Origin of the sequence: Oleiharenicola lentus, assembly GCF_051660365.1 — a bacterium.
GTDB classification, from domain to species: Bacteria; Verrucomicrobiota; Verrucomicrobiia; order Opitutales; family Opitutaceae; genus Lacunisphaera; species Lacunisphaera lenta_A.
Map to the genome: position 1 here is coordinate 2,225,931 of NZ_JBOZXB010000001.1, position 25,376 is coordinate 2,251,306.

Below are 25,376 nucleotides of genomic sequence, written 5' to 3' on the forward strand. Positions count from 1 at the left end.
TAGCATGCACTCTCTGCTTCAGCGGCACGCCGCGAACCCGATTCTTCAGCACACCGATTGCCCGTTTCCGGCGACGACCGTCTTCAATGCCGGGGTCGCGAAATACCAGGGACGTTACGTGATGTTATTTCGCAACGATCATGGCCGCTGGGGCGATGCGCGTTTCGACGGCACGAATCTCGGCCTCGCGACGAGCGTCGATGGCCTCAAGTGGACGGTCGCATCGAAACCGGTGCTCGACGAGGAACGCGCCCGCGCGGGCATGGCGCACTTGTATCCGGGGCGGTTCGGGCCGGGGTTTATCAAACGCATTTACGATCCGCGCATCACGGTCATGGAAGGGCATGCACTGCTCTGCTTCGCGGTCGATACCGCGCACGGCATTTGCGGCGTGATCGCGGAAACCGAGGACTTCGAGCATTACACGTTCATCAGCCTCACGTCGCCGGACAATCGCAACATGGTGCTCTTTCCCGAAAAAATCGGCGGTGAGTTCGTGCGCCTCGAGCGGCCGTTTCCCGTTTACATGCGACCGCAACCCGAGGCGTTTCCGATCTGGCTGACTCGCTCGGCGGATTTGCGCTACTGGGGAAAAAATGTGCCGCTGCTCGGGCCCGACGAATTGCCTTACGTGAACAACAAGATCGGCCCGGCCGCGCCGCCCGTGCGCACGCGCGCGGGCTGGCTGACGCCGATACACGCGGTGTGGAAAGACGACACGAAACGCCTCTGCGGTTGGGAAGAACGCGGTTGGTTTAAAACGTATTTTGCGGGCCTCGCTTTGCTCGATCTTGACGATCCTTCCCGTGTGCGCGGACTCATGCGCACACCGTTGCTCGCGCCCGAGGCCGCTTACGAAATCGATGGATTTCGCGGCAGCGTGATTTTCCCCTGCGGTTTGCTTCTCGATGAGACGTCCGGCGAAGTGCGCCTTTATTACGGCGCCGCCGATACGAGCGTCGCGCTCGCGACCGGTCATGTGGACGCCCTCATCGCCGCCTGCGAACCGCTGTAGCTGATACCCCAAACCCAATTGATTTTCCCGGACTTACCCCCGGTCGGTGCGACCGTCGAAAAAATTTCCCTGTTAAACCCAAACCCTCCCTCAAAATGAAAATGTCACTCCTGCGATTCGTCGCCGCTACGTGCCTAGCCCTCGCTGGCACTCTGGTTTCTCGAGCCGTCATCGAAACCCATCCATTGCCTCCGATCGTCGAATATGCCGCGTCTTCCACCTACGCATTGACCGTGGACGGCATCAACGTGCAGGTCACCAGTTTTGGCGGCGGGTATGATTATGCGCATTTCACGCGAGTTTCCGGGTCGATGAATTTGCAGGTGAAAACGCTTTACGGTGCGATCAGCCAGTGGGCCATCAGCCCGGCTAAATTGCCGATCGCCGCCACGAAGAGCGGTAATACCCTGAGTTTTTCCCTGAGCCAGGAACAGTATCTGATCGTCGCCACCGATGGGCGGCGCCTGGTGATTGCCATCGATCCACCTTACACCAAACCAGCCAGCTCGGGAGCCGGGATCCGCAATGTTGTCACGGGATATGGCGCCAACAATCAAGGCGTGGGCTTTGCCACGGCGGCCATTCAAGCGGCGATTAATGACACCCATAATGCGGGCGGCGGGATCGTGTATGTGCCGGCCGGGCGCTACTATGTTGGCAACCTCACCCTCAAGAGCAACGTGCACCTGTTTATGGAAGGCGGTGCGGTTTTCCGCTTTCACGGCACGTCGGCCAACTATACGCACGACGCCTTCAAGACTTCGCAGAATCGCTGGCTCACGTGGTGGATCAAGACGACCGTGGGATCCACCAATGTGAAAATCTACGGGCGCGGCACACTTGACGCGAACGCCACCAACACAATCGGGCCAAACAACTTTGCCTGCAACGTCGTCGTTCCGCTGGGCACCGCTAACTTCACCATGGAAGGAATCGTGGTGCGTGATGCCGGCACGTGGTCGGTCATTCCGGCGCGCTCCAACAACTGCACTTTCCGAAATGTGAAAATGTTCAACTCGATGAATCTCCTGGAAAATGACGGCATCGACGTTAACGAAAGCCAGAATATCGTCATCGATCGCTGCCTCGCCATCGCGCATGACGATGCGTTCAGCTCAAAGACATGGGCTGGCACTGGAATCACGGTGAACTGGCCGGGCAGCCCGGAGCCGGTCGATGATGTGCTCATCACCAACTGCCTCGCGTGGTCCGACTTCTACGCTTACAAAATCGGCGAAGGCACCAACCAACCCCAGAACAACGTGCGCTTCGTGAACAACGTCGCCTTCGATTGCGCGATCGGCATCGGCATCAGTGCCAAATGGGGGAGTGCACCCGTCACGAACACCCGTTTCGAGGGCATCGATATCGAGCGCGTGAACGGGAACTCCTGGGGCAATTCGGCCTGGTGGCACGGTTGGATTCAGAACGTGGACGGCACCGGCGGAGCCAACATCACAGGCGTTTACATCAAAAATATCAAAGTTCGCGACGCCGGTAACACCGCTGCGGCGTTGGAGGGACTGAACTCAGCGAGTCGCATCGACACCGTGACTTTTGAAAATGTCGTCATGCCCGGGCAGACCACGCGGGCGACCACGCTCTCGCAGATGAATGTCACGAGCGTTCAATTCGCGACGAACATCACTGTTCGCTGAAGCCTGATCGGCACGGCCATTCAGAAAATTCCCCTGTTAACCCAAATCCTCCCGCAAAATGAAAATATCACTCCTGCGATTCTTCGCGGCTACGTGCCTGAGTTTGTCCGCCACTTTGGTTTCCCGGGCTGTTATCGAGGCGTATCCCCGGCCGTATGTATTTCCGGCTTCCACTACGTATTCGCTCTCGGTGGATGGGGTAAGCGTGCCCGTCATCAAATTCGATGGCGGCTACGACTACGCGCATTTCTCGCGTGTATCCGGCTCGATGAATTTGAGCGTCACGCTGCTCAGCGGTGCGATCACCCAGTGGGCGATCAGTCCAGCCAAGCTTGGCATTACACCCACGGTGAGCGGCAGCACGATGGCGTTCACATTAAGCCAGGAACGTTACCTTATCATCGCGATGAACGGCCTGCGGCGTCTCGTTATCGCGATTGATCCGCCTTACACCAAGCCCGCCAGTTCGGGCGCGGGCATCTATAATGTCGTCGCGTCACCGTTCAACGCGCCGAACAACGGCTCCGGGTGGGCGACCTCGGGAATCCAAGGGGCGGTCGACGCGGCGCACAACGCGGGCGGCGGCATCGTCTATGTGCCGAGTGGCGTTTATTACGTCGGCAATCTCACGCTGAAAAGCAATGTGCACCTGTTCATGGAGCCGGGCGCGGTGTTTCGCTTCCACGGCACGCCGGCGAATTACACGCAAGACGCGTTCAAGTCTTCACAAAATCGCTGGCTCTCGTGGTGGATCAAAACCTCCGTTGGTGCGAACAATGTGAAAATCTACGGACGTGGCACGCTCGATGGCAACGCGGCCTACTCGATCGCGAACTATAATTTCGCGTGCAACATCGTGGTTCCGCTCGGGTGTTCCAACTTCACGATGGACGGAATCCTCGTTCGTGACGCCGGCACCTGGGGCATCATCCCCGCGCGTTCGAACGATCTGCTTTTCACCAACCTGAAAATGTTCAACTCGCTCAACCTCGGTGAAGACGACGGCATCGATGTGAACGAGAGCCAGCGCGTCGTGGTGCGCAACGCCATTGGGATCGCGCTCGACGATCCCTTCACCACGAAAACCTGGGCGGGCACCGGCATTACCGTGAATTGGCCCGGCAGCCCTGAGGTCGTCGACGACGTGCTGTTCGAAAACTGTGTGTCTTACACTTACTGTTATGGTTTCAAAGTCGGTCAGGGCATCAACCAACCGCAAAGCAACGTGCGTTTCGTCAACGGCACGGTGTTCTCCGCGTCGATTGGCATTGGGGTGGATGCGAAATGGGGCACAGCTGACGCGAACGCGATTCGCTTTGAATCAATCGACATCGAGCGCGTGCCGACCTTCAACGCCGGCCACCGCGTCTGGTTTCACTCCATCATCCAAAACGCCGACGGCCTGGGCGGTAGCGATGTCTTCAGCGTCTACCTGAAAAACATCAACGTGCGTGACGATGGCACGACCGCCGGAGCTATTCACGGCTACAGCGCTGGTCGCAGCTTCGACACAATTACGTTCGAAAACATCCGCATGCCCGGCAGCACCACGCGCGCCACGACGCTCGGGCAGATGAATATCACCGATGTGGTCAACGCGACTAACATTACTGTGAAGTAATTCCCTGCAGCCCGCGCCGTAAACCGCGGCGCGGGCTTTTCTCTCATGACTCCACGTTTCTTTATTTTATTTGGGAGCTTTGCCCTTGCCCTGCTCGTTGCCGGTGGCGTCGTGGTTGGGCGGCACAGAAATTCGCAGGCCGAAAAAACCACCGCTGCGAATACGCCAGCCGTGCGCACACTTGCGCGCAGTGAGTCTGATTTGCTCGCGCTCAGTCGCACGGAACCACTCGAAGCTATCCGCCTCGCGGGCCAATTATTTCAAGGACCGGAATTCGACCGAATTTTAACTTCCGCGCTCGAAGAACTCATGCGCACCGATCCGGCTACGGCGGCAAAAATTATCCTGACGCTCCCGGCCGGGGATTTTCAGCAAATCGCCGCCGGTCAGGTCGCGACTGCGTTTGCGAAAATCGATCCAGCGGGCGCATTTACATGGGCGCAAACGTTGATGGACGAAAAAACCCGCCTGCGCGCCCTGCGTGAAGTCGCGGCCACGTGGGCGGAATCCGATCCGGTAGCGGCGGCCAGCGCGCTCGCGACACTCACCTCCGACCGCGAAAAACAACTGACGGCGCTTGCGGTGGCCACTGTATGGACGCGAAAAAATCCTGAGGAAGCGCTGACGTGGGCGGGAACACTTACTCCGCTGGACGCCCGAGCCTTGGTCCTCGCCAGCGCGGCGCAGACGTGGGCCGAACGAGACGCCGCCAGCGCGATGAACTGGCTGGCCAACCAGTCGGCGGAATTTCATTCCACCATCGATCCACTCACCAGCCTCGCAATGCTTGCGAAGTGGTCGGTGCAAGATCCCGCGACCGTGCGCGACTTTGTGAAGACGATGTCGCCCGGTGTAGGCCAGGCGCGTGCCGTGGAAACGGTGGCGCCGCAGCTGGCAAAAATCGATCCACTCGCCACGATGCAATGGGCACTCTCTTTGGAAAACCGCCAGCTTCGTGAGACCGCGTTCCAACGCGCCTTCCGCCAATGGACGGAAGCTTCCCCCAAAACCGCGCAGCAGTGGATTGAAGCTGCTGATCTCACGCCGGAGGAAAAACTGCGCCTCGCGGATTACCCCTAGCAGCCGGCGACTAAGCAAAAAAAGACCGCCCCTGAGGACGGTCTTTGAAAGAGAGCAATAAGTGAGAACTGATCTGCGAGAGATCAGGTGCTCATGATCCGCTTGCCGGCGGGACGGTTCTTGATGGGGCCTTTGCCACCAGCTGATTTTGCTGCACGTTTTTTGGCAGCCGTCATGCGGCCGCCTCTGCTGATTTTAGCCATGGGATGATTTCTCCAAGAGGTTGAGTTGTGGGTTAAACTAACCTCGCCATCATGCCTTACTCGCTGCGTTCAGTCTATGGGGCGAAACCCGCGCGGATCGTTCGGAGGAACGCGGACGCACTGTGGAGGTTTGTCGTAGATGAGCCGGACTCAAGGCACGCCGTTCACCGCTGGCTTGTCACCAAGAACGAGCGAAAGTGTTTTCAGGAAATAGTAATCGGTGTAGTTCAACGGCACATCGATTTCGCTCTTGGCCGAAAAGTGGCCGACCGAATGCATGAGGATCCAGTTACCGTTTTCGTTGAGCGCGGCGCGGTAGGCCGGGCTGGCGAGGCTGCGGATTTGTTTTTCCGCGAGGGCGCGATACGGCGCGCCGGCTTCAGGCCCAAGTTGCAAGGCGAGATCCCACAAGCCCATCGCCATCACCGCGCCGGCGGCGGCATCGCGGATCGCGTGGGGAATATTGGGGGCGTTGAAATCCCAATACGGAATTCCGTCGGCGGGCAGGTTTGGGTGATTGCGCAAGAAGTCCGCGATCGTCTTTGCCTGGTTGAGATACGCGGAATTTTTCGTGAAGCGGGCGGCGGCGGCGTAACCCGCGAGGCCCCATGCCTGGCCGCGCGCCCACGTGGAATCATCAGCATAACCTTGCACCGTTTTGCGCTGCGTGACGGCACCGGTGGTGGGGTCGTAGTCGAGCAGGTGATAGCTGCTGTGGTCGGCGCGGTAGTGATTCGCGAGTGTCTTATCCGCGTGACTGAAGACTATTTCGCGGAACGCGGGCTCCTTCGTCTCGACGTGCGCGAACCAGAGCAGCCCGAGGTTCATCATGTTGTCGATGATCACCGGATAAATCCACGGCTTCGAATCCCATGAACGAATCACGCCGGTCTTCGGCGAGTAGCGCGTCGAGAGGCTGCGCGCGCCTTGGATGAGCACGTCGCGATACGCGGGTTCGCCCGTGATGCGCCAGCCTTCGCCGTAACTGCAGCCGAGCATGAAGCCCAAATCATGGTGCTTTGTAAAATGCTGGATGGATTCGACACGCTTCGTGTAATCCTGCGCGGCGGCGAGCAGCGCCGGATCTTTAGTCTGCTCGTAGATCAACCAAAGCGAGCCGGGGAAAAATCCTGAGGTCCAATCGGTGGGCCCGACGGCCTTGAGTTTTCCATCGACGACCGTGCGCGGCAGGCGCGTGGCGTCGCTTTCCATCTGTTTGAGAATTCCGGCGTATTGTTTCGCAGCGAAAGCAAACTGCTCGCGCGCGAGTTCCTGAATCGGTTGTTCGACGGCGAACAAAGCGGGAGCCAAAAATACGACTGAACACACGAAGAGATGACGTAGGGTAATCATAAGGGTGCTCCTATCCGATTGAAACCGAGGCGCCGCAGCAAGAGCGAGGACCCCCCTCGCTTGAGGGGGTATGCTTATATTGTTTAACTTAAATCGGGTGACGGCGTCTTGGCTTTCTCCGGCAAAAACGTGTGCGTTGCCGCGGCTACACCCAGCGTGACCACCGCTCCGATCAACGTGAACCACGGCCAGAACACTTCGCCGCCAAACGTGCGCAGCCACCACTCGCGGGTCGCAGGAATATTGGCCGGCCAATATATGAAATTCATCACAAACAAGGCCGTGAGCATGCCTGCCATTGTCGCGCGCGCGCCGAGTTTTTGCGCGAAGAGGGCGATGATCAATCCGCCCAGCAACGCGCCACTCGTGAGGCCGCGCAGCGAGAACGCTGCGTTGAGCACGAAGGTCACTTCCCGCGTCAGCCATGCCGTGAGCACCAGCATGCCGGCCCAGAACACGGTGGAGTATTTACTGAAGCGCAGGATGTAATCCTCGTCGCGATTCGGCATGAGTTGCTTCGCAAAATCCATCGTGGAAACCGACGCGAGCGACGTAATCGCCGAACTGATCGAAGACATCGCCGCCGACAAAATCGCGACGATCAAAAACCCTTTCAAAATGTGCGGCACTTCCGTGAGCATAAAAACCGGGAAGATGAAATCGAACGATTTGATGCCCGGCCGGCCCTCCGGCAGCGGGATCTGAAACGGATGGCTTTGGTAAAACACCCACAGCATCACGCCCACGCCGAGGAAAATCAGGAACAGCGGGAAAACCAAAACCGCGCTCAGGCCGAGCGCCTTGCGGCCGTCGCTCACGGTTTTGCACGCGAGCACGCGCTGCACGATGAGTTGTTCCGCGCCGTGGGTGGACATCACCAGCACCGTGCCGCCGATTACGCCCATCCAGATATTAACCGGGGCGGAAAACGTAAATTGCGCGTTGAACCACGCTAGCTTTCCTGCCGCCCCTGCTTGCGCCAACGCCCCCGACCAGCCGCCGTCGACCAGCGTGGGGATGTAGCACAGCGCAAAAATTCCCCCGAGGAGGAAGAGCCCGAATTGCACGACGTCCGTCCAGATGACAGCTTTGACGCCGCCGATGTAAGTGTAGATCAGCGACAGCCCGACAAAAATAAGGATGGCGCCGAGAATCGGATCCACGAGTCCGCCGAGACTGCACACCTGATCGCCCAACATCAGGCGAATCGGAATGCACGCGACAAACACGCGCACGCCGGCGGCCATCGTTTCGAGAAAAAGAAAAAACGCCGCGGCGAGTTTGCGCGGTGCGTGGCCCAAGCGCGTTTCGAGCAATTGGTAAGGCGAATAGATTTCGCCTTTCAAGTAGTGCGGAACCATTACCACCGCGAGAATCACCCGCGCGATCACGTAACCGATGATCATCTGGATGAACATCAGGTTGCCGCCGTAAGCGATGGCGGGGACGCCGATGATGGTCAGCGCGCTCGTTTCTGCCGCGACGATCGATACGCCGATGCCCCACCACGGGATGTTTTTACTCCCGAGGAAATAATCGCGCGTATTTTTCTGGTCGCGCCCAAACCACAAACCGAGCGCCACGACGCCGCCGAGGTAGGCGAGGATTACGATCCAATCACCGGCGTTGAAATAACCATTCATAGGGGTGCGCCGATGCAGCGCGAATTGAGCGCTTCAGGCGAGGGGAAATCCACGCTCGCGAGCGCTTCGGCGAAAACGAAATCTCAATGCAGCGCTGCGTGAAGAATCTCAATCGGATGCAAGGCCGTGCGTGCTGTGCCATCCTTGATTTGATGGCGACAACTGGTGCCAGGCGCGGCGATGAGGGTGGCTTCGCTGGCGGATCGCACGGCTGGGAAAAGCACGAGTTCGCCGATTTGCTGGGAGAGTTCGAAATGCTCGGCTTCGTAGCCAAACGATCCGGCCATGCCACAACAGCCGGAAGGAATCACCTGCACTTTGTTGCCAACAGGAAGTTCGAGCATTTTCACCGTGGGCACGAGCGATGAGAGGGCTTTTTGGTGACAATGTCCGTGCAGCTTGATCGTTTGCGAACCGGTGCTTGCGCGAAAGGCAGCGCGGGTAATCCGACCGGCGTCAATTTCGCGCGCGATGAACTCGTCGATGAGTAAAGCGTTTTTCGACAGGGCGCGCGCGGCGTCTTTTAACTCCGTCGGCATCAAGTCAGGGTATTCATCGCGGAAAGAAAGAATCGCCGACGGTTCGATGCCGATGAGCGGAGCGTCGGGGGTGACAACCTCTTTTAGCAACTCGACGTTGCGGATGGCGAAGGTCTGCGCGTCGCGCACGAGGCCTTTCGAGAAATGGGCGCGACCGCTTTCTACGTGCTCGGGAATCACGACTTCGTAGCCCAGCCGATTGAGCAACTCGACTGCTTTGATGCCGATCGCGGTATCGTTATAATTCGTGAACTCGTCGCAGAAGAGGAACACGCGACCGTTGGGAAAAAATGTTGTTTCGGAAGAAGGTAGGGCCTGACCTCCGGGCAGGCCGTCATGATCGGCGCCGTTCGCCGGCCCGCCCCGAGGTCGGGCCCTACCGCTGAAACCAATTTTGTTCGCCTGTTTTGCATGCCACGCCGCGAGCGTCGTGCGGTGCAAGGTCGGCATGCTGCGCGCGCGAGCGAAGCCGGAGAAGTCTTTGATCCAGCGCGATACGTCGGGCGCGGTGACCACCCAGTTGTAGATCGCCGGCGCGAACGAGGCCAGGCGCATGGATTTCGTGAACCCAGCGATCAATCGCGAGCGGAACGGCACGCCGTTGGCGTCGTAGTAATGCTGTTGCCACTCCGCTTTCAGGCGTGCGACGTCGACGTTGGACGGACACTCGGATTTGCAGCCTTTACACGAGAGACAGAGATCCATGACGCCTTTCACTTCTTCGCTGTCCCACGGATTCGTGACTTCGCGCGGATGTGTGAGCACATGGCGTAACATGTTCGCGCGCGCGCGCGTCGTGTCCCGCTCGTTGCGCGTGGCCATGTAGCTCGGGCACATCGTGCCGCCCATGAGCTGCGTCTTGCGGCAGTCACCGACGCCGGTGCATTTCTCGGCGGCGCGCAACACGCCTTGCGACGCGCTGAAATCAAAAATCGTTTTATAATCCGGATCGGCGTGGTCGGGCGAGTGACGCAGCGACGTGTCCATCGGCGGCGTGTCGATGATTTTTCCCGGGTTGAAAATTGTGTAGGGATCGAACGTTTCTTTCACGCGCCGCATCATCGCGTAACACTCCGCGCCGACCATAAACTTGATAAATTCGCCGCGCAGGCGCCCGTCGCCGTGTTCGCCGGAGAGTGAGCCGCGATACTTTTTAACGAGCGTTGCGACGTCCGTCGCGATGTCGCGAAACATTTTTAAACCTTCGGCGGTTTTTAAATTAAATAACGGCCGCGTGTGCAGTTCGCCGGCGCCGGCATGCGCGTAGTAGATGCAGCTGATGCCGTATTTGCCCTGCATGAGCGCGTCGAACTCCTCAATGTAAGCCGGCAAATCTTCGACGGCGACGGCGGTGTCCTCAACAATCTCGCGCGGCTTCGCGTCGCCGATGACGTTGTTGACGATGCCTTGGCCGGCGCGGCGCAGTTCCCACACTTTGTTGCAGTCGTCGCCCCACAGCACGGGGAACGCGTGGCCGAGCCCCGCCGCGCGAAACTCCGCTTCGAGCACCCGCATCTCGGCTTCGATAAGCGCGCGATCCGCATGCCGAATCTCCACGACGAGCACCGCGCCCGGGTCGCCTTGCACGAAAAAACGGTTTTTCGACTGCTCGAGATTGGTCTTCGTGCATTCAAGGATGTGGCGATCGATCAACTCGCAGCCAAACGGCCGATGCTTCATCGCGATGACCGTGGCGAGGAGCGCTTCGTTCACCGTCGAGAAATGCGCACACATCAACGCGCCGGGCGGCGGCAACGGTTCGCAGTTCAACTCAAACTCCACGCCGAGAAACAGCGTGCCCTCGGAGCCCGCAAGCAGTTGGCAGAGGTTGAACGGTTTCTCCGAAGTCGAATCGAATACCGCGCATTCCATCAGCCGGTCGAGCGCGTAACCGGTATTGCGCCGCGTGACGGTGGGCTTCGGGTAATGATCGCGGATGAGCGCGCGGTTCGCGGGTTTTTCGAGAAGATCGCGCACAAAGCGGTAAATGCGTGACTCCAGATTGTCGGGGCCGTTGCATTTCGCGGCGAACTCGTCGCGCGTGAGCGGGCCAAACGTGACGAGCGAACCGTCGCTGAGAAATCCGCGCGTCGAAACGAGGTGTTCGCGCGTCGTGCCGTAGACGATCGAGTTAGCGCCGCAGGAATTATTGCCGACCATGCCTCCAATCATCGCGCGATTCGCGGTGGAGGTTTCCGGCGTGAAGAAAAGTCCGTGCGGCGCGAGAAAAAGATTTAGCTCGTTGCGCACCACGCCCGGCTGCACGCGCACCCGGCGTTTCGCCGGATCAACGCTGATGATTTTATTCAGGTGCCGACCGACATCGACGACGAGGCCCGAGCCAACCACTTGCCCGGCGAGCGAAGTGCCCGCGGTGCGCGGAATCAGGCCGACGCGGTGATGGTTGGCGAATGCGATCAGTTCGCGCAGGTCGGCTTCCGTTTTCGGTAGCGCGACCGCCAGCGGCAGCTCCTGATACTCGGACGCATCCGTCGCATACAACGTCCGCATCGTGTGGTCGAAATGCAGCGCGCCGCTAAGTCGGGCGGCAAGTTGAGTGAGGGCGGTGATGGGCAACACCTTCTTTTTTTGGAAGGTGTGACTAAATCAGCCAGCATGAAATCTAACAAATGGTGGAGGTGAGGGGAGTTGAACCCCTGTGTCGTGCTGAATATCAATGACTTATGAAGACTTATATCAAAAATTCGCCTATTTTAGCGGGTATTTAGCGGGTGGTCTTCTATGTAGTCTCAAACTAATGGTTCCGCGGCCCCACTGCGTATTGAACAGCGATGGGTTCGCCACAGGCGGATCAATGCGCAGGACTACACTCTTACGAGACAGCGCGCGCTGAATGAACATTGGAGGTGTAGTCCGTGCGCGCGGGATCAACTGGTTGTCGTAGCATTACCTATTGTTACGCGAAAACAGTAGCCGAGAAAATAAATCAAGGCGTCATCAAATCTTCATAGCTGCACCCAATGCTGGCGCGGATGCGTCGCACGGTTGATGCCATGATATCCAACTGGCCGGCTTCAATTTTCTGAATGGTTCTTGGAGCTAGATCCGCAAGTTCTGCGAGCTTTTCCTGAGTAAGCTTGGCGCTCTTTCGCTGCTCTCGCACGTTACGTCCCAACGCCTTCAACCAGGCGTCTTTTGGACGAGAATGCGAGCTACGAGAGGCCACGCCCCATTAGGCCGTATTCTGGTTTTGACGAACACGACCCTATGGTTCGTATTTTGAGATAACCCCCCATTCCCGCCCCCACCGCATCGATTGCGATCGATTCAGAGAGGGCCGGTGGTTGATGAAGAATCATCTACCAAAAACAAGAAGCTGCGCCCATTGCGGCCAGTTTTTCACTATCAATCCGCGCGTTGGCCGCCGGCATCGTTACTGCAGCTCTGAGGAGTGTAGTAAAGTGAGTCGAGCGAACGCGCGAAAAAAGTGGCTTAAGAAAAATGGCGGCAATGCCTATTTTCGTGATCCCATCACCAAAGAGCGGGTACGCGCATGGAGGCGAAAAAACCCAAAATATTGGAGAAGAAAGGACCGTTCATTCTCTATTGGACGCAGATTCAAACTCACCAAAAAATTAGCGGCAGTTTTGCGATACGTTGCGTTACAAGATTCGATTGACGCGAATCTCGCTCTGAGAATCGGGATCATTTCGAAGATTACGGGATGTGCGTTACAAGATGCGATAGCCAAGGAGGTGCACGCACTCATGCTGCGCGGCCATGCCATCTTACGGGAAAGAAATCTGGATTAGTCTACATCACAAACGCGCCACCACGTCTGGTGTTCGCGTGCGATGCTAACACGCTATGAGCGGACAGAGTCATCTACCGCTTCCCGCTGCGACCGGCGTTTTGGTGCCGGTCGCAGCGTATGTGCGCATGTCTACGGAACACCAAAAATACTCGACCGAAAATCAGCTCGATCGAATTAAAGAATATGCCGCCAAACGAGGAATGGAGATCGTCCGCATCTTTGCCGACGAAGGAAAAAGCGGACTCAGTATCAAAGGACGTGAAAGCCTTCGTGCTATGATCACAGAAGTCGAAAATGGCCGGACGGAATTCAAAGGAATTTTGGCCTATGACGTTAGTAGGTGGGGACGCTTCCAAGATGCTGATGAAAGCGGATACTACGAATACATCTGTAAGCGGGCGGGAATTGCAGTCCACTATTGTGCGGAGCAGTTTGAAAACGATGGGAGTCCTACTTCCAACATAATCAAAAGTGTTAAGCGCTCGATGGCTGGTGAGTATAGCCGGGAACTATCGACTAAAGTTTTTCAAGGTGCTTGCCGGCTAATTCAGATGGGATTCAAGCAAGGTGGGTCAGCAGGATTTGGTTTAAGGCGGATGCTCGTCGATCAACTGGGCCAGCAGAAGGGTATTCTAAAAACGGGAGAACACAAAAGTCTCCAAACAGATCGAGTTGTCTTGGTCCCTGGACCAGAGGACGAGCAAATTATCGTGCGCCTGATCTACAGCAGTTTTTTAGACGAAGAAAAAAGTGAACGCACTATCGCGGATGAACTGAATGCAAGGAAAGTGTTAACCGATCTAGGGCGTGTATGGACAAGAGGTACCGTGCATCAAGTTCTGACAAACGAGAAATACATCGGCCACAACATCTATCATCGAACCTCGTGCAAGTTGAAGCGAAAGCATGTGGTCAATCCACGCGAAATGTGGGTGCGTAACGACAACGCGTTTCCCGCGATTGTTGACCCCGCGATCTTTGCCCGGGTGCAGGAGGAAATTCTTTCCAGAACTAAACGATATTCTGACGATGAAATGCTTTCAGCACTGCGACGATTGCATGAGCAACACGGTCGGGTCTCGGGAATATTAATTGACGAACAAGACGCGATGCCGTCCAGCGCTGCATATCGCAGTAGATTCGGTAGCTTGATTCGAGCGTATCAACTTATCGGGTATAAACCGCAAACGGACTATTCCTTCGTCGAGATCAATCGATACTTACGCGGACGGCATCCAGAAGTCGTTCAGGAAGTGATTGGCCGATTAACGAAAATGGGAATAGCTGTGGAACGAGATCCAACGTCTGAGCTTCTGGTTTTAGATCAGGAATTGACCGTGTCGGTGGTGCTTTCGCGCTGTTTTTGCAGCCCCGCGGGTGGGCGCCGATGGTTGCTGCGGTTTGAAGAGAGTTTTAGGCCTGATCTTACTATTGCGGTGCGAATGGATGAAACCAACGAGCGAATAAAGGATTACTACCTGCTACCGGCGATTGATCTATCGGACGCAAAAATGAGACTAGCGGAAGATAATCATGCGCTTCTTGATTCATACCGGTTCGATGATTTAGAGTTCTTTTTTGAAATGGCAGAGCGAATTTCGGTGGAGGATGCCGCATGACTGGAATAGCCGAATCCAATGTCCGCATGATTCCTGTCGATCGAGTTCGAGTTGTGAACCCACGCGCGCGAGAAAAAAGGAAGTTTGATCGAATAGTGGAGAGCATTTCTACGCTCGGTCTTAAAAAACCAATAACAGTAACTGTGACTGCTGGCAGCAGTCAGGAGAATGAGTCCTTTGACTTAGTCTGTGGACAGGGTCGTTTGGAGGCGTTCATAGCATTAGGACAAAAAGAGATCCCTGCCTTAGTAAGGGGGCTTTCGAAGTCTGATGGTATGCTGGCTAGTCTCATCGAGAATATCGCTCGGCGAAGAGTCCGCACGCTGGATCAGATTAAGATGGTTCAATGGATGCATCAGCAGGGACAAAGCTACGCCGAAATTGCCGGTAAAACTGGTTTGGGCACAGAATATGTTAAAGATATCTTGGGTCTTTTACAGAACAGTGAAGAGCGACTGTTGGAAGCCGTGCTCCATGGCAGGATCCCGCTCACCATAGCGATGGGAATTTCCGGGGCTTCAGATGAACAAGCGCAGCGTCTGTTAATGGAGGCGTATGAGCGAAAAGAAATGAATCAGAAAACGCTTACTACATTTAAGCGTCTGGTTGATCAGCGAAAATATTTTGGTCGCAGCTATGGACGCAGAAGCAGGTCGGGCAGTCATTGCACTACTGCCGAAAGCCTGGTCCGAGCTTACAAGATCGAAAGTCAGCGCCAGAAGGTAATGGTCAAAAAGGCTAAGCTGTGTGAGGTGAGGCTACTTTCAATATCGGCGGCTTTCGCAGTTTTGGTGGCGGACGAAAACTATGTTAACCTGTTGCGCGCGGAAGAGCTAAATACGATGCCAAAATTTTTGGCTGAAAGAGCCAAGCATTCTCTATGAACGCTCGAGTTAACGCGGCCTTCAAAATGGAAGGCATCACTTTGTCACTCACGTCGATTCTGCCGATCAGGCAGGTCAAACCGACTGACCATGCATTCGGAAAATATAAATCTGTGGTGGCGTCGATCAGGGAGATCGGACTCATCGAACCGCTTATCGTACATCCGAAACGAGGTTCGAAGGATTGCTATCTGCTGCTCGACGGTCACATGCGGTTGAAGGCAATGCAGGAAATTGGTTTGAGCGAAGCATTCTGCCTCATTTCGCATGATGACGACGCGTTCACATACAACGATAAGGTAAATCGTCTATCGTTGATTCAAGAGCACGCCATGATCGCAAAAGCGATTGAGCACGGAGTCACGGAAGAACAGATATCACGTGCTCTTAGCATCAACATTGGAAAGGTGAGGGCCAGTCTCAACCTTCTCGAAGGAATTGAGCCGGAGGCCGTGGAACTTTTAAAAGAAAAGCCAATCACCGCGTCCGCGCTGCGACTATTTCGAAAGGCGAAACCCACTCGGCAAATTGACATGGCCCACTTGATGGTAAGCTCGAACAACTACACCTGGAGTTATGCCGAGGCTCTCATCATCGGAACACCTGCCGACCAGTTGCGCGAGGGGACGAAGCGAAAGCAAACTCACGGGATTTCGGAAGAGGAGGTATCGCGGATGGAAAAAGAAATGGAGTCTCTCGAACGAGATTATCGCCTCTATCAGGATCGGTTCGGAGAAAACGCCCTGCATTTGAACGCGGTGCAGCGCTATGTGAAGCGATTGTTGGACAACGTGAAAGTGCGGCGTTTTTTGGATACCCGCTATCCCGAGTTATTGGAGGAATTTCAAGCGCTGGTATCACTGGAATCACTTTAGCGAACACAGTCGTTCGCTACCAAAGTTCAGAGGGTTGGCGCCCGTAAGCCGCAACGTCCAAAGCTTAAGTGCGAATATGGGCACGAGGCTTCGGCTTGGTGAAAATTTGTTCTTTGGTGGCAGTGGGTGTTATGCCGTCAGAAACGCGGAGCGAAAAACTCAGCAATCATTCAATAATCGCTTAAGCCATCGCTCGCGATTTGGCAGTTGGCCCATTTTTTTGAGAACGTATTCGATACGCTGTCTCCCGCGAAGCCGCAGTGCCTGCGCATCGGCATTATACTTTTTTGCGTGTTCGCGGTCCTTGCGTTGCTGCATGCGGATTTCGAAGAGCATTTCGCCCTGTCGACTCGCGCCGTGGGCTTTGTGAATCCCCGTTATTGCTCTCCAGACAAACGTGCCATTCGCGGCCAGGCTCATCCCTCTTGGAACAAAGATCATGGTCCCATGTGGCGTGGGATTCGCGGTGAGTTTAAGTGCTAACGGACTATCTTTTTCAAAACCATACAGGCACCAGCGATGACACAATGCGTCGAACGTGACTTGGAAACGGTCGCGTTTACGACGCCAATCGAATTTCCGCCGACAGTCGAAGCCGCGCTCCCTTGCGAGCGTTCTACGCATGACGCCTCGTAAGTTCGGGCGAAATTGACGTGAGTATCGATTTTGAATCCGCGTCCAAAATCTGAGAAGAAGCGGATCTTCCTTCATCTTGATTTCCAGTTCCTGATAACGCTGCGGCTCTTTTGACAGGCCGTCATAGAGTCCGTCGGCGACATTTCCTTCGTGGTGCTTCATGAGGCTTATCTTTCGCGTTGAAGGCGGTTCCTCAATTAATGTGAGCAACAAGATGAGATCGGCGTCGAAGTCTTTACCAGTGCGTAAGAGCGCGACGATGTACTGAGCTAATCCGTGATAATCCAGAGCCTGTAAGGTGAACGGTGAAATCAACCAGTCGTGAACTCGCCATAGTTCCTTAGATAGGGAGTGCCGATTGATGACGGGCTGTAATTCGAACCAATCGTGCACGACTTCAGTGCAGACTTTAAGGCGTTGATAACGCAGATCGCGCAATTGAGTGAGCGACTGCCGGAGAGAGCGTCGGGGCTTTTGCATGGGGTGTGTGTGCGGTGGCCCTCCGCAGATTGGCCCAGAGAATCTGCACGAAGATTGGGCCCCGCGAGCCCATAATTTTCGACTACCTTCTCGCGCGTAAACCCTAAACAAGAACTACAAGCTAAAGGACAAAAACAATGAGACGGTATAAAGGAAACATGAACGGCGAACGGTATCTCGCGAACGCAAGTCCCTCCAAGCGGGAAGTGCATGATCTGGACAACGAGAAATCGCAGTGCCAGATCGATGAAATCATCCGGGCCGGCCACGACCGCCCGTTCAACACGCTTAAGGAAGCGCGCGATGCTGGTTACGATAACTGTGCATGGTGCATCGGTAATTCCACCCGCTAAGGCCAATCAACCTCAACTTACTTGACCTAATGGCTAACCAAACTCCCCGCTTCCGTGTTAAAAAAGACAATGGTGGCGGTTATTATTGGATATTCTACGGCGCTAATTCTGAGGAGATTGCGCGTAGCTCGGAAAGCTATGTTCGAAAATCAGATTGTTTTCACAGCATTGCCTTGATCAAGCGCGATGGTCCAGGTGCTGCCGTCTATGATTGGACGGTGGCCACGGATGCGCAGGGAAATTATCCCGCGGTACCAGCTTCCCAGATCGTTTGATTCGGCTATAGCGGCCATCGATCGTCCCGGTGGCCGCTCTCGTCGACCGTAATTGTATTGATGGGCGACGCGGCACGTGCGCGACTTTTGTTGCTCGCTCGCGAGAACTCGGCGCTTGGTGCAAAAACGCATCCGGCATCGAGATGACCTAGGGCGCTCTGACTATATGTAAATTGTCGGCCTTCGTGTCCGAATGTTCCACAACGGATAGTGTGGGACATTGGCTTGGAAGTGCCCGGTTGCCGGAAGGTTGGCTTCTAAAAATCGGCCGGAACTGTAGTGCGTCTAGGATAGACTACGGCCGGCAGCTCCGGCAGTGTGTTTTCGTGAGCGAGCGATTCATGCAGTGCGCGATGACCGGAATCCCTCCGGGACAGTGGCGACGGCATCTACGATGACGGCGAGTGGATCTCTTGGGAGTATATTGATCGGCAAATTGCCATCCAGGAAGGCGAGTTGGAGGAAGAGGACTTCCGGGAGGTGTTTACTCCTGAGATCCAGTGGCTTCTCATGGAGGCTGAGCATGATGAGGCGAATGGCATCGTCCCTTCTCCGAAATGGGGATGCATTGGTGAACTCTATGTGGAGGAGAGATACGGTGTCGTGCTCAGCCGCGCATATGCGCAGGGCCATGACGGTCGCCTCGGCAACGATTTAGTCGAGATCAAGACGCTCACTCCGAACAAGCATCGCCCGGTCGTGCGCGTGAAGCGCAAGGGCAACTTCAGCCTCTTGGCGGTGGTGCGAGTGGACGCCAATCATGAATTTGATTCCCTGCTCGTGCGGCGCGATCGCCTGCCCATGGAGGGTGAAGGTGATTGGCTCTATATTGACTGGACCACGCTCCGCGGCCTCGCGGAACGGTCTGAATAAAAATCGAGTGGGCCGCCGGAGTTGAGCTGCAGCTCTGGGCATGCTTCGCGCCGACACCCCGACCGACCTCGACTGGGAACGCCTCAATCAGCATCTACCCTGCTGCGATCCACGCGACCGGGCCCTCATTGAACTCGGTGTGCAGACAGGCCTGAGGTTGTCGGAGCTTCTGGCGTTGCGCATTCAGGATGTATGGCGGAATGGGACACCGCTTCCGGTGCTTCGCGTTTCACGTCGCAATTTGAAGGGCGGTCGTGGTTGTCGCGCCCGCTTAGTTTCATCGAGGACGATTCCGCTCAACGTGCGCGCTCGAAACGCGCTGGCCGCACACTTGGGACCAACGATTCGTTCGCCAGTGAGTCCTCTATTCCCGAGTCGCAACGCGGCCGGCTTGCAACCGCTCTGCCGGCAGCAGGCGGTCCGCATCATTAAAAAGATCTTTCTGAATGCCGGCCTCGATCCGCACCGCGTTTGGTCGGGGCATTCACTCAGGAAGCGATTTGTGCGAGGTATCTTTGACCAAACTGGCAGCATCAATATTGCGCGACAAGCAGTGGGCCATCGGTGGATCACGACGACTCAACTTTACTTGGGTTTGGATGAGGAGGAGGCGCAACTGGCCATCGAAAAGCTCGGCGAATTGCGACACTCTGGGGATGCGGCGATAAAAGTTTCTCTGTCGTCTGGCGGGATCATCGCTAGCTGATCAAAATATTCTACGTCCGCAGATGCTCCAATAAAATTGGAGGTCTCAAATGCAGTGGACTTCGGGCCAAGGCGGGTCCCAACACTACCTCATCTGGGGTATGCAGAATACGCATTCCGCGTGATTTTTCAGTCTCGGGTGCCCTGCGGCAATGGCATGGGCTGATGCAGCAGCTGTGGGCCGACGGCGCAGCTATCCCGCATGTCCAAGCGATTCGCCCTCATCTCCAGCCATACGCTGTTACCGACGTTACTCGGTCGGCGTCTGTGCGAATGGAAACTGGCGAAGTCAGTCGTGATCTGGCGGTCGCCGGATGAATTTCGTCCAGGCGTTGCTGATGTGCTGTTAATTGATATTGAGGCGGTACAAGGAAAGATAGACGAGCTGCTGACTCCGTTGGCAAAGCGAGCGGGTCAGGCGAGACTCGTGATTCTAACCGAGTGCCGCGGCGGGTATCTCGCGCATTTGGCGTATAAGCTTGGTGTGCGCGCGATACTTCATCGGGGCGACTCGTTCGATGATTTTCGGGATGGTCTGCGAATTGTGATAGCCGGCGGCATGTTCATCAGCCCGTTGATTGATCAAGAACGTCGTTCTCTTTTTGCGCGCATTCTCTCGGAAAGGGAAATCGCGGTGATGAAAGGTTTGGCCCTCGGTAAAACTAATGCCGAGTTGGCTTCTGGCCTTGGCATCAGTGCGGAGACCGTGCGCACGCACCGGCGCAACTGCATGCAAAAAGTCGGAGTCCGTACACAACTCGAGTTGGCCCAGTTCGCGATGTCGCAAGGCGTGGTCAGCTGGCCGCGACAAAGCGCATCTCTACGCATATGAGAATTCTTCACGTCAGCGATTTTCACTCCAATCTCAAATGGTTCGATTGGCTTTCGCGCGCAGCAGTGAACTACGAGCTAGTCTGCATTGCTGGCGACCTGCTCGATGCAAGTCAGCCACACACCATTCCCCAACAGATACAGCGAGTCTCTGTCGCCCTCGGTAGGATCTTAACTACGGTCGCGATTTGCTCGGGAAATCACGACCTTACGGACGGCGCCGATAGCTCATCTGCCCGTTGGATTCATAAGCTTCGTCGACGAACGGTTTGGGTGGACGGGAATAGTTTCAAAGTCGGAAAGCAAAGATTTGTGTGCCATTCTTGGCTGTCGCCTCTTCCTGCCGCTGGTGAGGGTGCCATCTGGATCATTCATTCGCCGCCACGGGGAACCGCTACGTCGCGAAACAGAGATACCAACTTCGATCATGGGGATTTTGAATTCCGCGAGCTGTGCAATTCCGGCCGCGGTCCGATAATCGCGCTCTGCGGGCATGTCCATCAACCGATTTCGTGGCACGCCAAACTTGGACGGACGTTGATTCTTAATCCTGGGGAATCTGCGGATCCGCAGATTCCCGCACATATTGTTATCGACCTGAAGCAGCGGACTGCCACCCGACACAAGTCAGGTCGTGTGCCGGAAACTATCCAATTCCCTGAGTGTTCGCTGAGACAGGAAATCCTTCAGCGCCGAACGGGGAGTGAAATTGAGTCGTTGCTCGGTCTTACGGTTAGCAATCAGCGGGCAGAGGGAATTCACCTGACGCCCGCGGAGATCGAGGAGACTTGGCGCCGGCTGCGCCAACTTGCCGAATATGAATGAGAACTCATCATCCGGGTATCGCCCGCCTAGGCCTATCCGCAACCTGAGGCAGGAAAGTTTGGGTCGGCAGATCCCGCAAGTTGTGGCCACCGCGCCTCAGAGGCGCCGGCTTTCCGGAGAGGTCCGAGTCCGGGTCTTGTTTGCCCTCATGGCCGATGGGATTTCGCGGGCTTTTGCTTGGCTGCGGATCATCACCTATCTGGCTTGCCTGGTCGCGATCTGGTATCTTCGCCCCGGTGCGGTTTCGGTCTACGGCTTGAAATACGGAATATTCGACATCGTCTGCGGTGCGTATCTTGCCCGGAGCACGTGGATACTACTACGCAGGGAATACACATCATGATGTCCATCTTCAGAACGATCAGAGAGGTTTTCTACTGCCTCTTCCAAATGATCTTTATGCCCTTGGCGCACGCTACGGATGACCGGATCTATTCCGCGGACCTCTACGCGCGGTCACTTGATTATGCTGAATATCAGCGGCAGCAGGGACGCTATTGGTCGGTGCTTAACATCCTTCGACGCGCTGCTCGGCGCCAAACCAAGATGAACGCTCGAGGACAGGCGTGGTATGATGAACTCCAGGAACGAAAGTGGGAGAAGGGTTATGCCTACATGGCCAACGCGAAGTATATCTGGATGGTCGGCTCCATTAGCTATGGCCTGCTCGCCGTTGAGGCGGTGATCGGTGCCCACTTTCCTCTTCTTGCTGTGTGGTGGCGCGCGGCCGATGCAGCGCTTTCTTCAACGCTGCATTGGCTCTGGAATCTCCTGCCCGGGCCGGACTTTTGAGTCGCGTAGCCCTAGGTTGGCTGCGTGCGGTGAATAAGGATGTTATTCACCGCATATTATGCGGCGAATAATCTTGCATTCACCGCATAAAATGCGGCATAAGGTTTCGTGCGCTATATCCACCAACATCCCCAATGGCCCGCGTTCCACTGGGACGACGCCAAGCTGTTGCCTATTCTTTCCGGGGTAAGGCTCCGGCAGGGACGCCTATTGGGGCAAATGGAGGGGCTCGGCTTTCGCTTCCGGGCGGAGGCGGGACTGGAAAACCTCACGGCAGAGGTGATCAAATCCAGTGCCATCGAGGGAACGGTGTTCGATCCGGAGGCCGTTCGCTCTTCCGTGGCACGACGCATGGGGCTGCCGACAACTAGCGAGGTCACGGCCGGTCGCGATGTGGATGGTGCCGTCGAAATGCTCATTGATGCCACGCAGAACTATGACCAACCACTCACGACCGATCGACTGCTCGGCTGGCAGTCTGCACTTTTCCCTGCCGGGCGCAGCGGTATGAAACGGATCCTAGTCGGAGAGTGGCGTACTCCAGACATGGACCCGATGCAGGTCATTTCCGGCCCACTCAGCCGAGATCACGTTCGACCAAAGAATATCCACTTTGAGGCACCCTCTGCAAAACGGCTGCCAGATGAAGTCGCCCAATTTCTGAAATGGTTCGAAGCCTCCGATACGACGGACGCAGTTTTGCGCGCCGGCCTGGCTCATCTCTGGTTTGTGACGATCCATCCTTTTGAAGACGGCAACGGCCGTGTCAGCCGTGCCATCGCCGATATGGCGCTCGCACGGGCGGAGGGCACAGGTCTTCGCTTCTATAGCATGTCGACACAGATTGAGGCGCAGAAAAAACAGTACTATGATATCCTCGAACGTACACAGAAGGGAACGCTGGATGTCACTGACTGGCTCGTGTGGTTCTTCGCCTGCCTGGACAGCGCCATTGCCGGCGCTCACGCCTCACTCTCCCGAATCATCCAGAAGTCGTCCACGTGGGAACGGATCAACGGGGCCTTGCAGGTAGGCGAGCGCCAAAAATTTGTCCTCAATGCGCTCTTGGACGGCAGCAATCCCGAACTCTCCACCTCGCGGTATGCTAAGCTCGCCAAATGTTCGCTCGATACGGCCCTGCGCGACATGAAGCAACTGGTAGAGGCGGGCATCTTGGAGCCCGGCCCCAGCGGCGGGCGCAGCACGACTTACCATCTGCGTTAACCCTCCAGCAGTCAGGGCGTGGCGTTTCCCGCTGAAGGCCCCCGTCCCCAGAGAGTTTGCTTCGAATGCCGTCATCATCCGGGAATGAGTAGCCGGATTTCAAAACATGCGGCTCCGACCGGTTCCTCATAACAGGCGAAACGCGGAACTGGCGGGAGGGCGGAGCGAGGCAGGGAAAGGGTGAGAGGGAGGGGTGAATTCGCAGCTCTCGTCATCATGGCTGGACGTCGCTCACTTATTCCCCTCGAAGAACGAATGCTCATCGCGGTCACGCGGAAGATGACTCCGCGCGATGGCTGCTTGGTCACCTGTCAGTGGATGACAGGATTCCGCATCAGTGAAGTGCTTTGGATCACGGTCAGCACAGTGTTGAAGGCCCGCGAAATTGTCCCGAAGATTGGGCTCGCACCGCGTCAGATGAAGGGCGGCTACGGTAAGACGCGGTGGGTGCCCGTCGTGCCGGAACTCAAGCGCGCGATCGAACGTCAACTCGGCTGGCTTCGCCTTCGCTATGAACTGACACCGGATATCCCGCTGTTCACGTCTCGTGAGTCCAGCGAGGGCGGAGGCTTCAAATCGTTGTCGCGGGACATGGCTCGGCATATATTAAAGGTGCGTTTGCGGAGGCTGGTATTGAGGACGACGGGCGCTTGGGCACCCACAGCCTGAGAAAGACTTGGGGCTCGGAACGTCTACCGATCATCTAGCAACGATATCCTACTCTGTCCGCCGCGCTAAACCATCAAAGTGTAGTCACGACCCAACGGTACCTCTCTGTAGACGATGACGACCTGATGACCGCGATGCAGAAGTGCGATTTCACGCGTGGCCCACGACAAAAGCCTGCACCATTTGTTGCGTCCTTCTCGCGGAAGGCAGAAATAGTTTCAGCGGCATAACGAGATCAACAATCTATGCTCGTGAACAAAGAGCCAAGGATACGGAAAGAGCGGTGAGTGCCGCGCATACTGTAGATTTACATATTGGGCGTTGGGGCCATTAGGCGAAAATGCGACGTGAATTAATTCCAACAAGCGTCCGGCGCGAATTCGCCCGTTGATCCAAAAGGGGAAGTAGGGTTACGGCTTGCAAATCGCCAGTGCAACAAATGGCGCGTAACGTTGCGGTGGGTGAAGGTAGCATTGCTCAAACTCACCCGTTGATCTGTCTGGGGGAGGGACAGGCTTTTCACTCTACGGAAGTGCGAGCGGCGCAACGAGAGCGAGCGTGCTGAAGCCTGGGCGGTCTCGTTCGTGGCGTTGCGAGGTGTCCCCGCTTGAATGGGAGGGCGAAGCTAAGACACAACTGCGGGGAAAGTCGTTTCCCCGATCGCACAGATTTTCTTGGCTCTCGCCGAAAGCGTGCCGCTCCTGCATTGAGGGCCTAGAAATGAAAGCAGTCCTGATAAACATCGTCCGCGACATCGCGCTGCTTCAGTGTCCTGAAGCGGCTTTTTACTCAGAAGCCAGTTTTCAACTCTCTCTAGGAATCGAACTATTCAAGCGCCTCGGCGTTACGGCCCGACTGGAAATGAGGGTTCCTGGAACGGGCGAATACCTCGACGTTTTTTACCAGCACAAGCGCTCTAGGATCGGGATCGAGCTCAAATACAAAACCAGAGCGACCACCAAGCCGGGCTTTGAATACCTCAATCAGGGCGCACAGAACAATGGACGATATGATGTGCTGCGCGATGTTGAACGGCTCGAATCCTTCAAAAAAGCCAATGCTATCGACAAAGGTTTTGGAATTTTTGTTACGAATGACAAATATTATATGAGCACGATTGGCGCCTCAGCGGGTGTCGCTCCGTTTGAACTCAGCGAAGGACGAATAATTCCTAATACACTGAAAGCTGGTTGGGTTGGTCGGACTAGCGAAATACGCCTCGCCAGTTCTCACTCCGTTAAGTGGATATCTGCAAACCGGGCACCGACCGAAGCTGAAGAGGTGTTTCAAGCACTCATTTTCGAGATTTAGCAGAAGAGCACGGCGGCGCGTTTCTCCAATTTGTCGCCGGTGACGCGTTGTCAGCTTGGACTCGGCATGTGTTTTGCCCGGATAAAGCGATGTATTCTGCGAATTGGGATTCGCCCGCTTAAAGGTTTCATTCTAGG

The 25,376-nt window shown here is 56.0% G+C and carries 23 protein-coding genes; 18 read left to right on the plus strand and 5 right to left on the minus strand.

The window, feature by feature from the left end; translation table 11 throughout:
• Window positions 1–4: 4 nt before the first annotated feature.
• The 4 genes from ACRRQW_RS08325 (at window position 5) to ACRRQW_RS08340 (ending at window position 5,374) form a co-directional block, all read left to right on the plus strand.
• Window positions 5–1,015: a glycoside hydrolase family 130 protein gene (locus ACRRQW_RS08325; protein ID WP_438480819.1), complete on the plus strand. Its 1,011-nt coding sequence runs from the start codon at window positions 5–7 to the stop codon at window positions 1,013–1,015.
• A gap of 95 nt (window positions 1,016–1,110) precedes the next feature.
• Window positions 1,111–2,673 (plus strand): glycosyl hydrolase family 28-related protein, encoded by a 1,563-nt coding sequence (locus tag ACRRQW_RS08330; protein WP_438480820.1) that lies wholly within the window; start codon window positions 1,111–1,113, stop codon window positions 2,671–2,673.
• A gap of 58 nt (window positions 2,674–2,731) precedes the next feature.
• Window positions 2,732–4,294, plus strand: a complete 1,563-nt coding sequence (locus ACRRQW_RS08335; protein WP_438480821.1) for a glycosyl hydrolase family 28 protein — start codon at window positions 2,732–2,734, stop codon at window positions 4,292–4,294.
• A gap of 45 nt (window positions 4,295–4,339) precedes the next feature.
• A complete protein-coding gene (locus tag ACRRQW_RS08340) occupies window positions 4,340–5,374 on the plus strand; it encodes a hypothetical protein (RefSeq protein WP_438480822.1) in 1,035 nt (344 codons plus the stop codon).
• Window positions 5,375–5,727: 353 nt separating this feature from the next.
• On the opposite strand, the gene ACRRQW_RS08345 is transcribed toward ACRRQW_RS08340, so the two are convergent.
• The 4 genes from ACRRQW_RS08345 to ACRRQW_RS08360 all read right to left on the minus strand — a co-directional run bounded on the left by ACRRQW_RS08345 (window position 5,728) and on the right by ACRRQW_RS08360 (window position 12,299).
• Window positions 5,728–6,930: a glycoside hydrolase family 88 protein gene (locus tag ACRRQW_RS08345; protein WP_438480823.1), complete on the minus strand. Its 1,203-nt coding sequence runs from the start codon at window positions 6,928–6,930 to the stop codon at window positions 5,728–5,730.
• 83 nt (window positions 6,931–7,013) lie between these two features.
• A complete protein-coding gene (locus tag ACRRQW_RS08350; protein ID WP_438480824.1) occupies window positions 7,014–8,573 on the minus strand; it encodes a sodium:solute symporter family transporter in 1,560 nt (519 codons plus the stop codon).
• Between the two features lie 83 nt (window positions 8,574–8,656).
• Complete coding sequence (locus tag ACRRQW_RS08355; RefSeq protein ID WP_438480825.1) at window positions 8,657–11,692, minus strand: FAD-binding and (Fe-S)-binding domain-containing protein; 3,036 nt, start codon at window positions 11,690–11,692, stop codon at window positions 8,657–8,659.
• A gap of 367 nt (window positions 11,693–12,059) precedes the next feature.
• The gene (locus ACRRQW_RS08360; protein WP_438480826.1) at window positions 12,060–12,299 is read right to left on the minus strand and encodes a helix-turn-helix domain-containing protein; all 240 of its coding nucleotides are present in this window, start codon (window positions 12,297–12,299) and stop codon (window positions 12,060–12,062) included.
• A 641-nt stretch (window positions 12,300–12,940) separates the two neighbouring features.
• Between ACRRQW_RS08360 and ACRRQW_RS08365 the strand changes: the two genes are divergently transcribed.
• From ACRRQW_RS08365 to ACRRQW_RS08375, 3 genes are read left to right on the plus strand one after another with little or no spacing between them, the layout of a single operon-like run.
• The gene (locus ACRRQW_RS08365; protein ID WP_438480827.1) at window positions 12,941–14,506 is read left to right on the plus strand and encodes a recombinase family protein; all 1,566 of its coding nucleotides are present in this window, start codon (window positions 12,941–12,943) and stop codon (window positions 14,504–14,506) included.
• 26 nt (window positions 14,507–14,532) lie between these two features.
• Complete coding sequence (locus ACRRQW_RS08370) at window positions 14,533–15,390, plus strand: ParB/RepB/Spo0J family partition protein (RefSeq protein ID WP_438480828.1); 858 nt, start codon at window positions 14,533–14,535, stop codon at window positions 15,388–15,390.
• A gap of 26 nt (window positions 15,391–15,416) precedes the next feature.
• Window positions 15,417–16,265 carry a plasmid partitioning protein RepB C-terminal domain-containing protein gene (locus tag ACRRQW_RS08375; protein WP_438480829.1) on the plus strand — a complete coding sequence of 283 codons (849 nt, stop codon included), beginning with the start codon at window positions 15,417–15,419 and terminating at the stop codon, window positions 16,263–16,265.
• Between the two features lie 159 nt (window positions 16,266–16,424).
• Here ACRRQW_RS08375 and ACRRQW_RS08380 read toward each other — a convergent pair whose 3' ends face one another.
• Complete coding sequence (locus ACRRQW_RS08380) at window positions 16,425–17,381, minus strand: hypothetical protein (protein ID WP_438480830.1); 957 nt, start codon at window positions 17,379–17,381, stop codon at window positions 16,425–16,427.
• Between the two features lie 137 nt (window positions 17,382–17,518).
• Between ACRRQW_RS08380 and ACRRQW_RS08385 the strand changes: the two genes are divergently transcribed.
• The 11 genes from ACRRQW_RS08385 (at window position 17,519) to ACRRQW_RS08435 (ending at window position 25,239) form a co-directional block, all read left to right on the plus strand.
• On the plus strand, window positions 17,519–17,734 hold the full coding sequence (locus ACRRQW_RS08385) for a hypothetical protein (RefSeq protein WP_438480831.1): 216 nt from the start codon (window positions 17,519–17,521) through the stop codon (window positions 17,732–17,734).
• Between the two features lie 29 nt (window positions 17,735–17,763).
• Window positions 17,764–18,009 (plus strand): YegP family protein, encoded by a 246-nt coding sequence (locus ACRRQW_RS08390; protein ID WP_438480832.1) that lies wholly within the window; start codon window positions 17,764–17,766, stop codon window positions 18,007–18,009.
• Window positions 18,010–18,489: 480 nt separating this feature from the next.
• The gene (locus ACRRQW_RS08395) at window positions 18,490–18,882 is read left to right on the plus strand and encodes a hypothetical protein (protein WP_438480833.1); all 393 of its coding nucleotides are present in this window, start codon (window positions 18,490–18,492) and stop codon (window positions 18,880–18,882) included.
• 40 nt (window positions 18,883–18,922) lie between these two features.
• Window positions 18,923–19,588 (plus strand): tyrosine-type recombinase/integrase, encoded by a 666-nt coding sequence (locus ACRRQW_RS08400; RefSeq protein WP_438480834.1) that lies wholly within the window; start codon window positions 18,923–18,925, stop codon window positions 19,586–19,588.
• 201 nt (window positions 19,589–19,789) lie between these two features.
• Window positions 19,790–20,419: a response regulator transcription factor gene (locus tag ACRRQW_RS08405; RefSeq protein WP_438480835.1), complete on the plus strand. Its 630-nt coding sequence runs from the start codon at window positions 19,790–19,792 to the stop codon at window positions 20,417–20,419.
• On the plus strand, window positions 20,416–21,243 hold the full coding sequence (locus ACRRQW_RS08410; RefSeq protein WP_438480836.1) for a metallophosphoesterase family protein: 828 nt from the start codon (window positions 20,416–20,418) through the stop codon (window positions 21,241–21,243). Before ACRRQW_RS08405 ends, ACRRQW_RS08410 begins: the two co-directional genes overlap by 4 nt.
• A 148-nt stretch (window positions 21,244–21,391) precedes the next feature.
• Window positions 21,392–21,586: a hypothetical protein gene (locus ACRRQW_RS08415; RefSeq protein ID WP_438480837.1), complete on the plus strand. Its 195-nt coding sequence runs from the start codon at window positions 21,392–21,394 to the stop codon at window positions 21,584–21,586.
• Entirely contained in the window at window positions 21,583–22,035 is a 453-nt protein-coding gene (locus ACRRQW_RS08420) for a hypothetical protein (RefSeq protein ID WP_438480838.1), read from the plus strand. The genes ACRRQW_RS08415 and ACRRQW_RS08420 overlap by 4 nt, the downstream gene beginning before the upstream one ends.
• A gap of 108 nt (window positions 22,036–22,143) precedes the next feature.
• Window positions 22,144–23,259, plus strand: a complete 1,116-nt coding sequence (locus ACRRQW_RS08425; protein ID WP_438480839.1) for a Fic family protein — start codon at window positions 22,144–22,146, stop codon at window positions 23,257–23,259.
• 216 nt (window positions 23,260–23,475) lie between these two features.
• A complete protein-coding gene (locus ACRRQW_RS08430) occupies window positions 23,476–23,928 on the plus strand; it encodes a hypothetical protein (protein ID WP_438480840.1) in 453 nt (150 codons plus the stop codon).
• 720 nt (window positions 23,929–24,648) lie between these two features.
• Entirely contained in the window at window positions 24,649–25,239 is a 591-nt protein-coding gene (locus ACRRQW_RS08435) for a hypothetical protein (RefSeq protein WP_438480841.1), read from the plus strand.
• The last annotated feature ends 137 nt before the right edge of the window (window positions 25,240–25,376 follow it).

Excerpts from the sequence above, each read along its gene's own strand:
- ACRRQW_RS08325 (WP_438480819.1), top strand. The coding sequence starts at position 5 with ATGCACTCTCTGCTTCAGCGGCACGCCGCGAACCCGATTCTTCAGCAC.
- ACRRQW_RS08330 (WP_438480820.1), top strand. The coding sequence starts at position 1,111 with ATGAAAATGTCACTCCTGCGATTCGTCGCCGCTACGTGCCTAGCCCTC.
- ACRRQW_RS08335 (WP_438480821.1), top strand. The coding sequence starts at position 2,732 with ATGAAAATATCACTCCTGCGATTCTTCGCGGCTACGTGCCTGAGTTTG.
- ACRRQW_RS08340 (WP_438480822.1), top strand. The coding sequence starts at position 4,340 with ATGACTCCACGTTTCTTTATTTTATTTGGGAGCTTTGCCCTTGCCCTG.
- ACRRQW_RS08345 (WP_438480823.1), bottom strand. The coding sequence starts at position 6,930 with ATGATTACCCTACGTCATCTCTTCGTGTGTTCAGTCGTATTTTTGGCT.
- ACRRQW_RS08350 (WP_438480824.1), bottom strand. The coding sequence starts at position 8,573 with ATGAATGGTTATTTCAACGCCGGTGATTGGATCGTAATCCTCGCCTAC.
- ACRRQW_RS08365 (WP_438480827.1), top strand. The coding sequence starts at position 12,941 with ATGAGCGGACAGAGTCATCTACCGCTTCCCGCTGCGACCGGCGTTTTG.
- ACRRQW_RS08370 (WP_438480828.1), top strand. The coding sequence starts at position 14,533 with ATGATTCCTGTCGATCGAGTTCGAGTTGTGAACCCACGCGCGCGAGAA.
- ACRRQW_RS08375 (WP_438480829.1), top strand. The coding sequence starts at position 15,417 with ATGGAAGGCATCACTTTGTCACTCACGTCGATTCTGCCGATCAGGCAG.
- ACRRQW_RS08380 (WP_438480830.1), bottom strand. The coding sequence starts at position 17,381 with ATGCAAAAGCCCCGACGCTCTCTCCGGCAGTCGCTCACTCAATTGCGC.
- ACRRQW_RS08385 (WP_438480831.1), top strand. The coding sequence starts at position 17,519 with ATGAGACGGTATAAAGGAAACATGAACGGCGAACGGTATCTCGCGAAC.
- ACRRQW_RS08390 (WP_438480832.1), top strand. The coding sequence starts at position 17,764 with ATGGCTAACCAAACTCCCCGCTTCCGTGTTAAAAAAGACAATGGTGGC.
- ACRRQW_RS08400 (WP_438480834.1), top strand. The coding sequence starts at position 18,923 with ATGCTTCGCGCCGACACCCCGACCGACCTCGACTGGGAACGCCTCAAT.
- ACRRQW_RS08405 (WP_438480835.1), top strand. The coding sequence starts at position 19,790 with ATGTCCAAGCGATTCGCCCTCATCTCCAGCCATACGCTGTTACCGACG.
- ACRRQW_RS08410 (WP_438480836.1), top strand. The coding sequence starts at position 20,416 with ATGAGAATTCTTCACGTCAGCGATTTTCACTCCAATCTCAAATGGTTC.
- ACRRQW_RS08415 (WP_438480837.1), top strand. The coding sequence starts at position 21,392 with ATGGCCGATGGGATTTCGCGGGCTTTTGCTTGGCTGCGGATCATCACC.
- ACRRQW_RS08420 (WP_438480838.1), top strand. The coding sequence starts at position 21,583 with ATGATGTCCATCTTCAGAACGATCAGAGAGGTTTTCTACTGCCTCTTC.
- ACRRQW_RS08430 (WP_438480840.1), top strand. The coding sequence starts at position 23,476 with ATGGCTGGACGTCGCTCACTTATTCCCCTCGAAGAACGAATGCTCATC.
- ACRRQW_RS08435 (WP_438480841.1), top strand. The coding sequence starts at position 24,649 with ATGAAAGCAGTCCTGATAAACATCGTCCGCGACATCGCGCTGCTTCAG.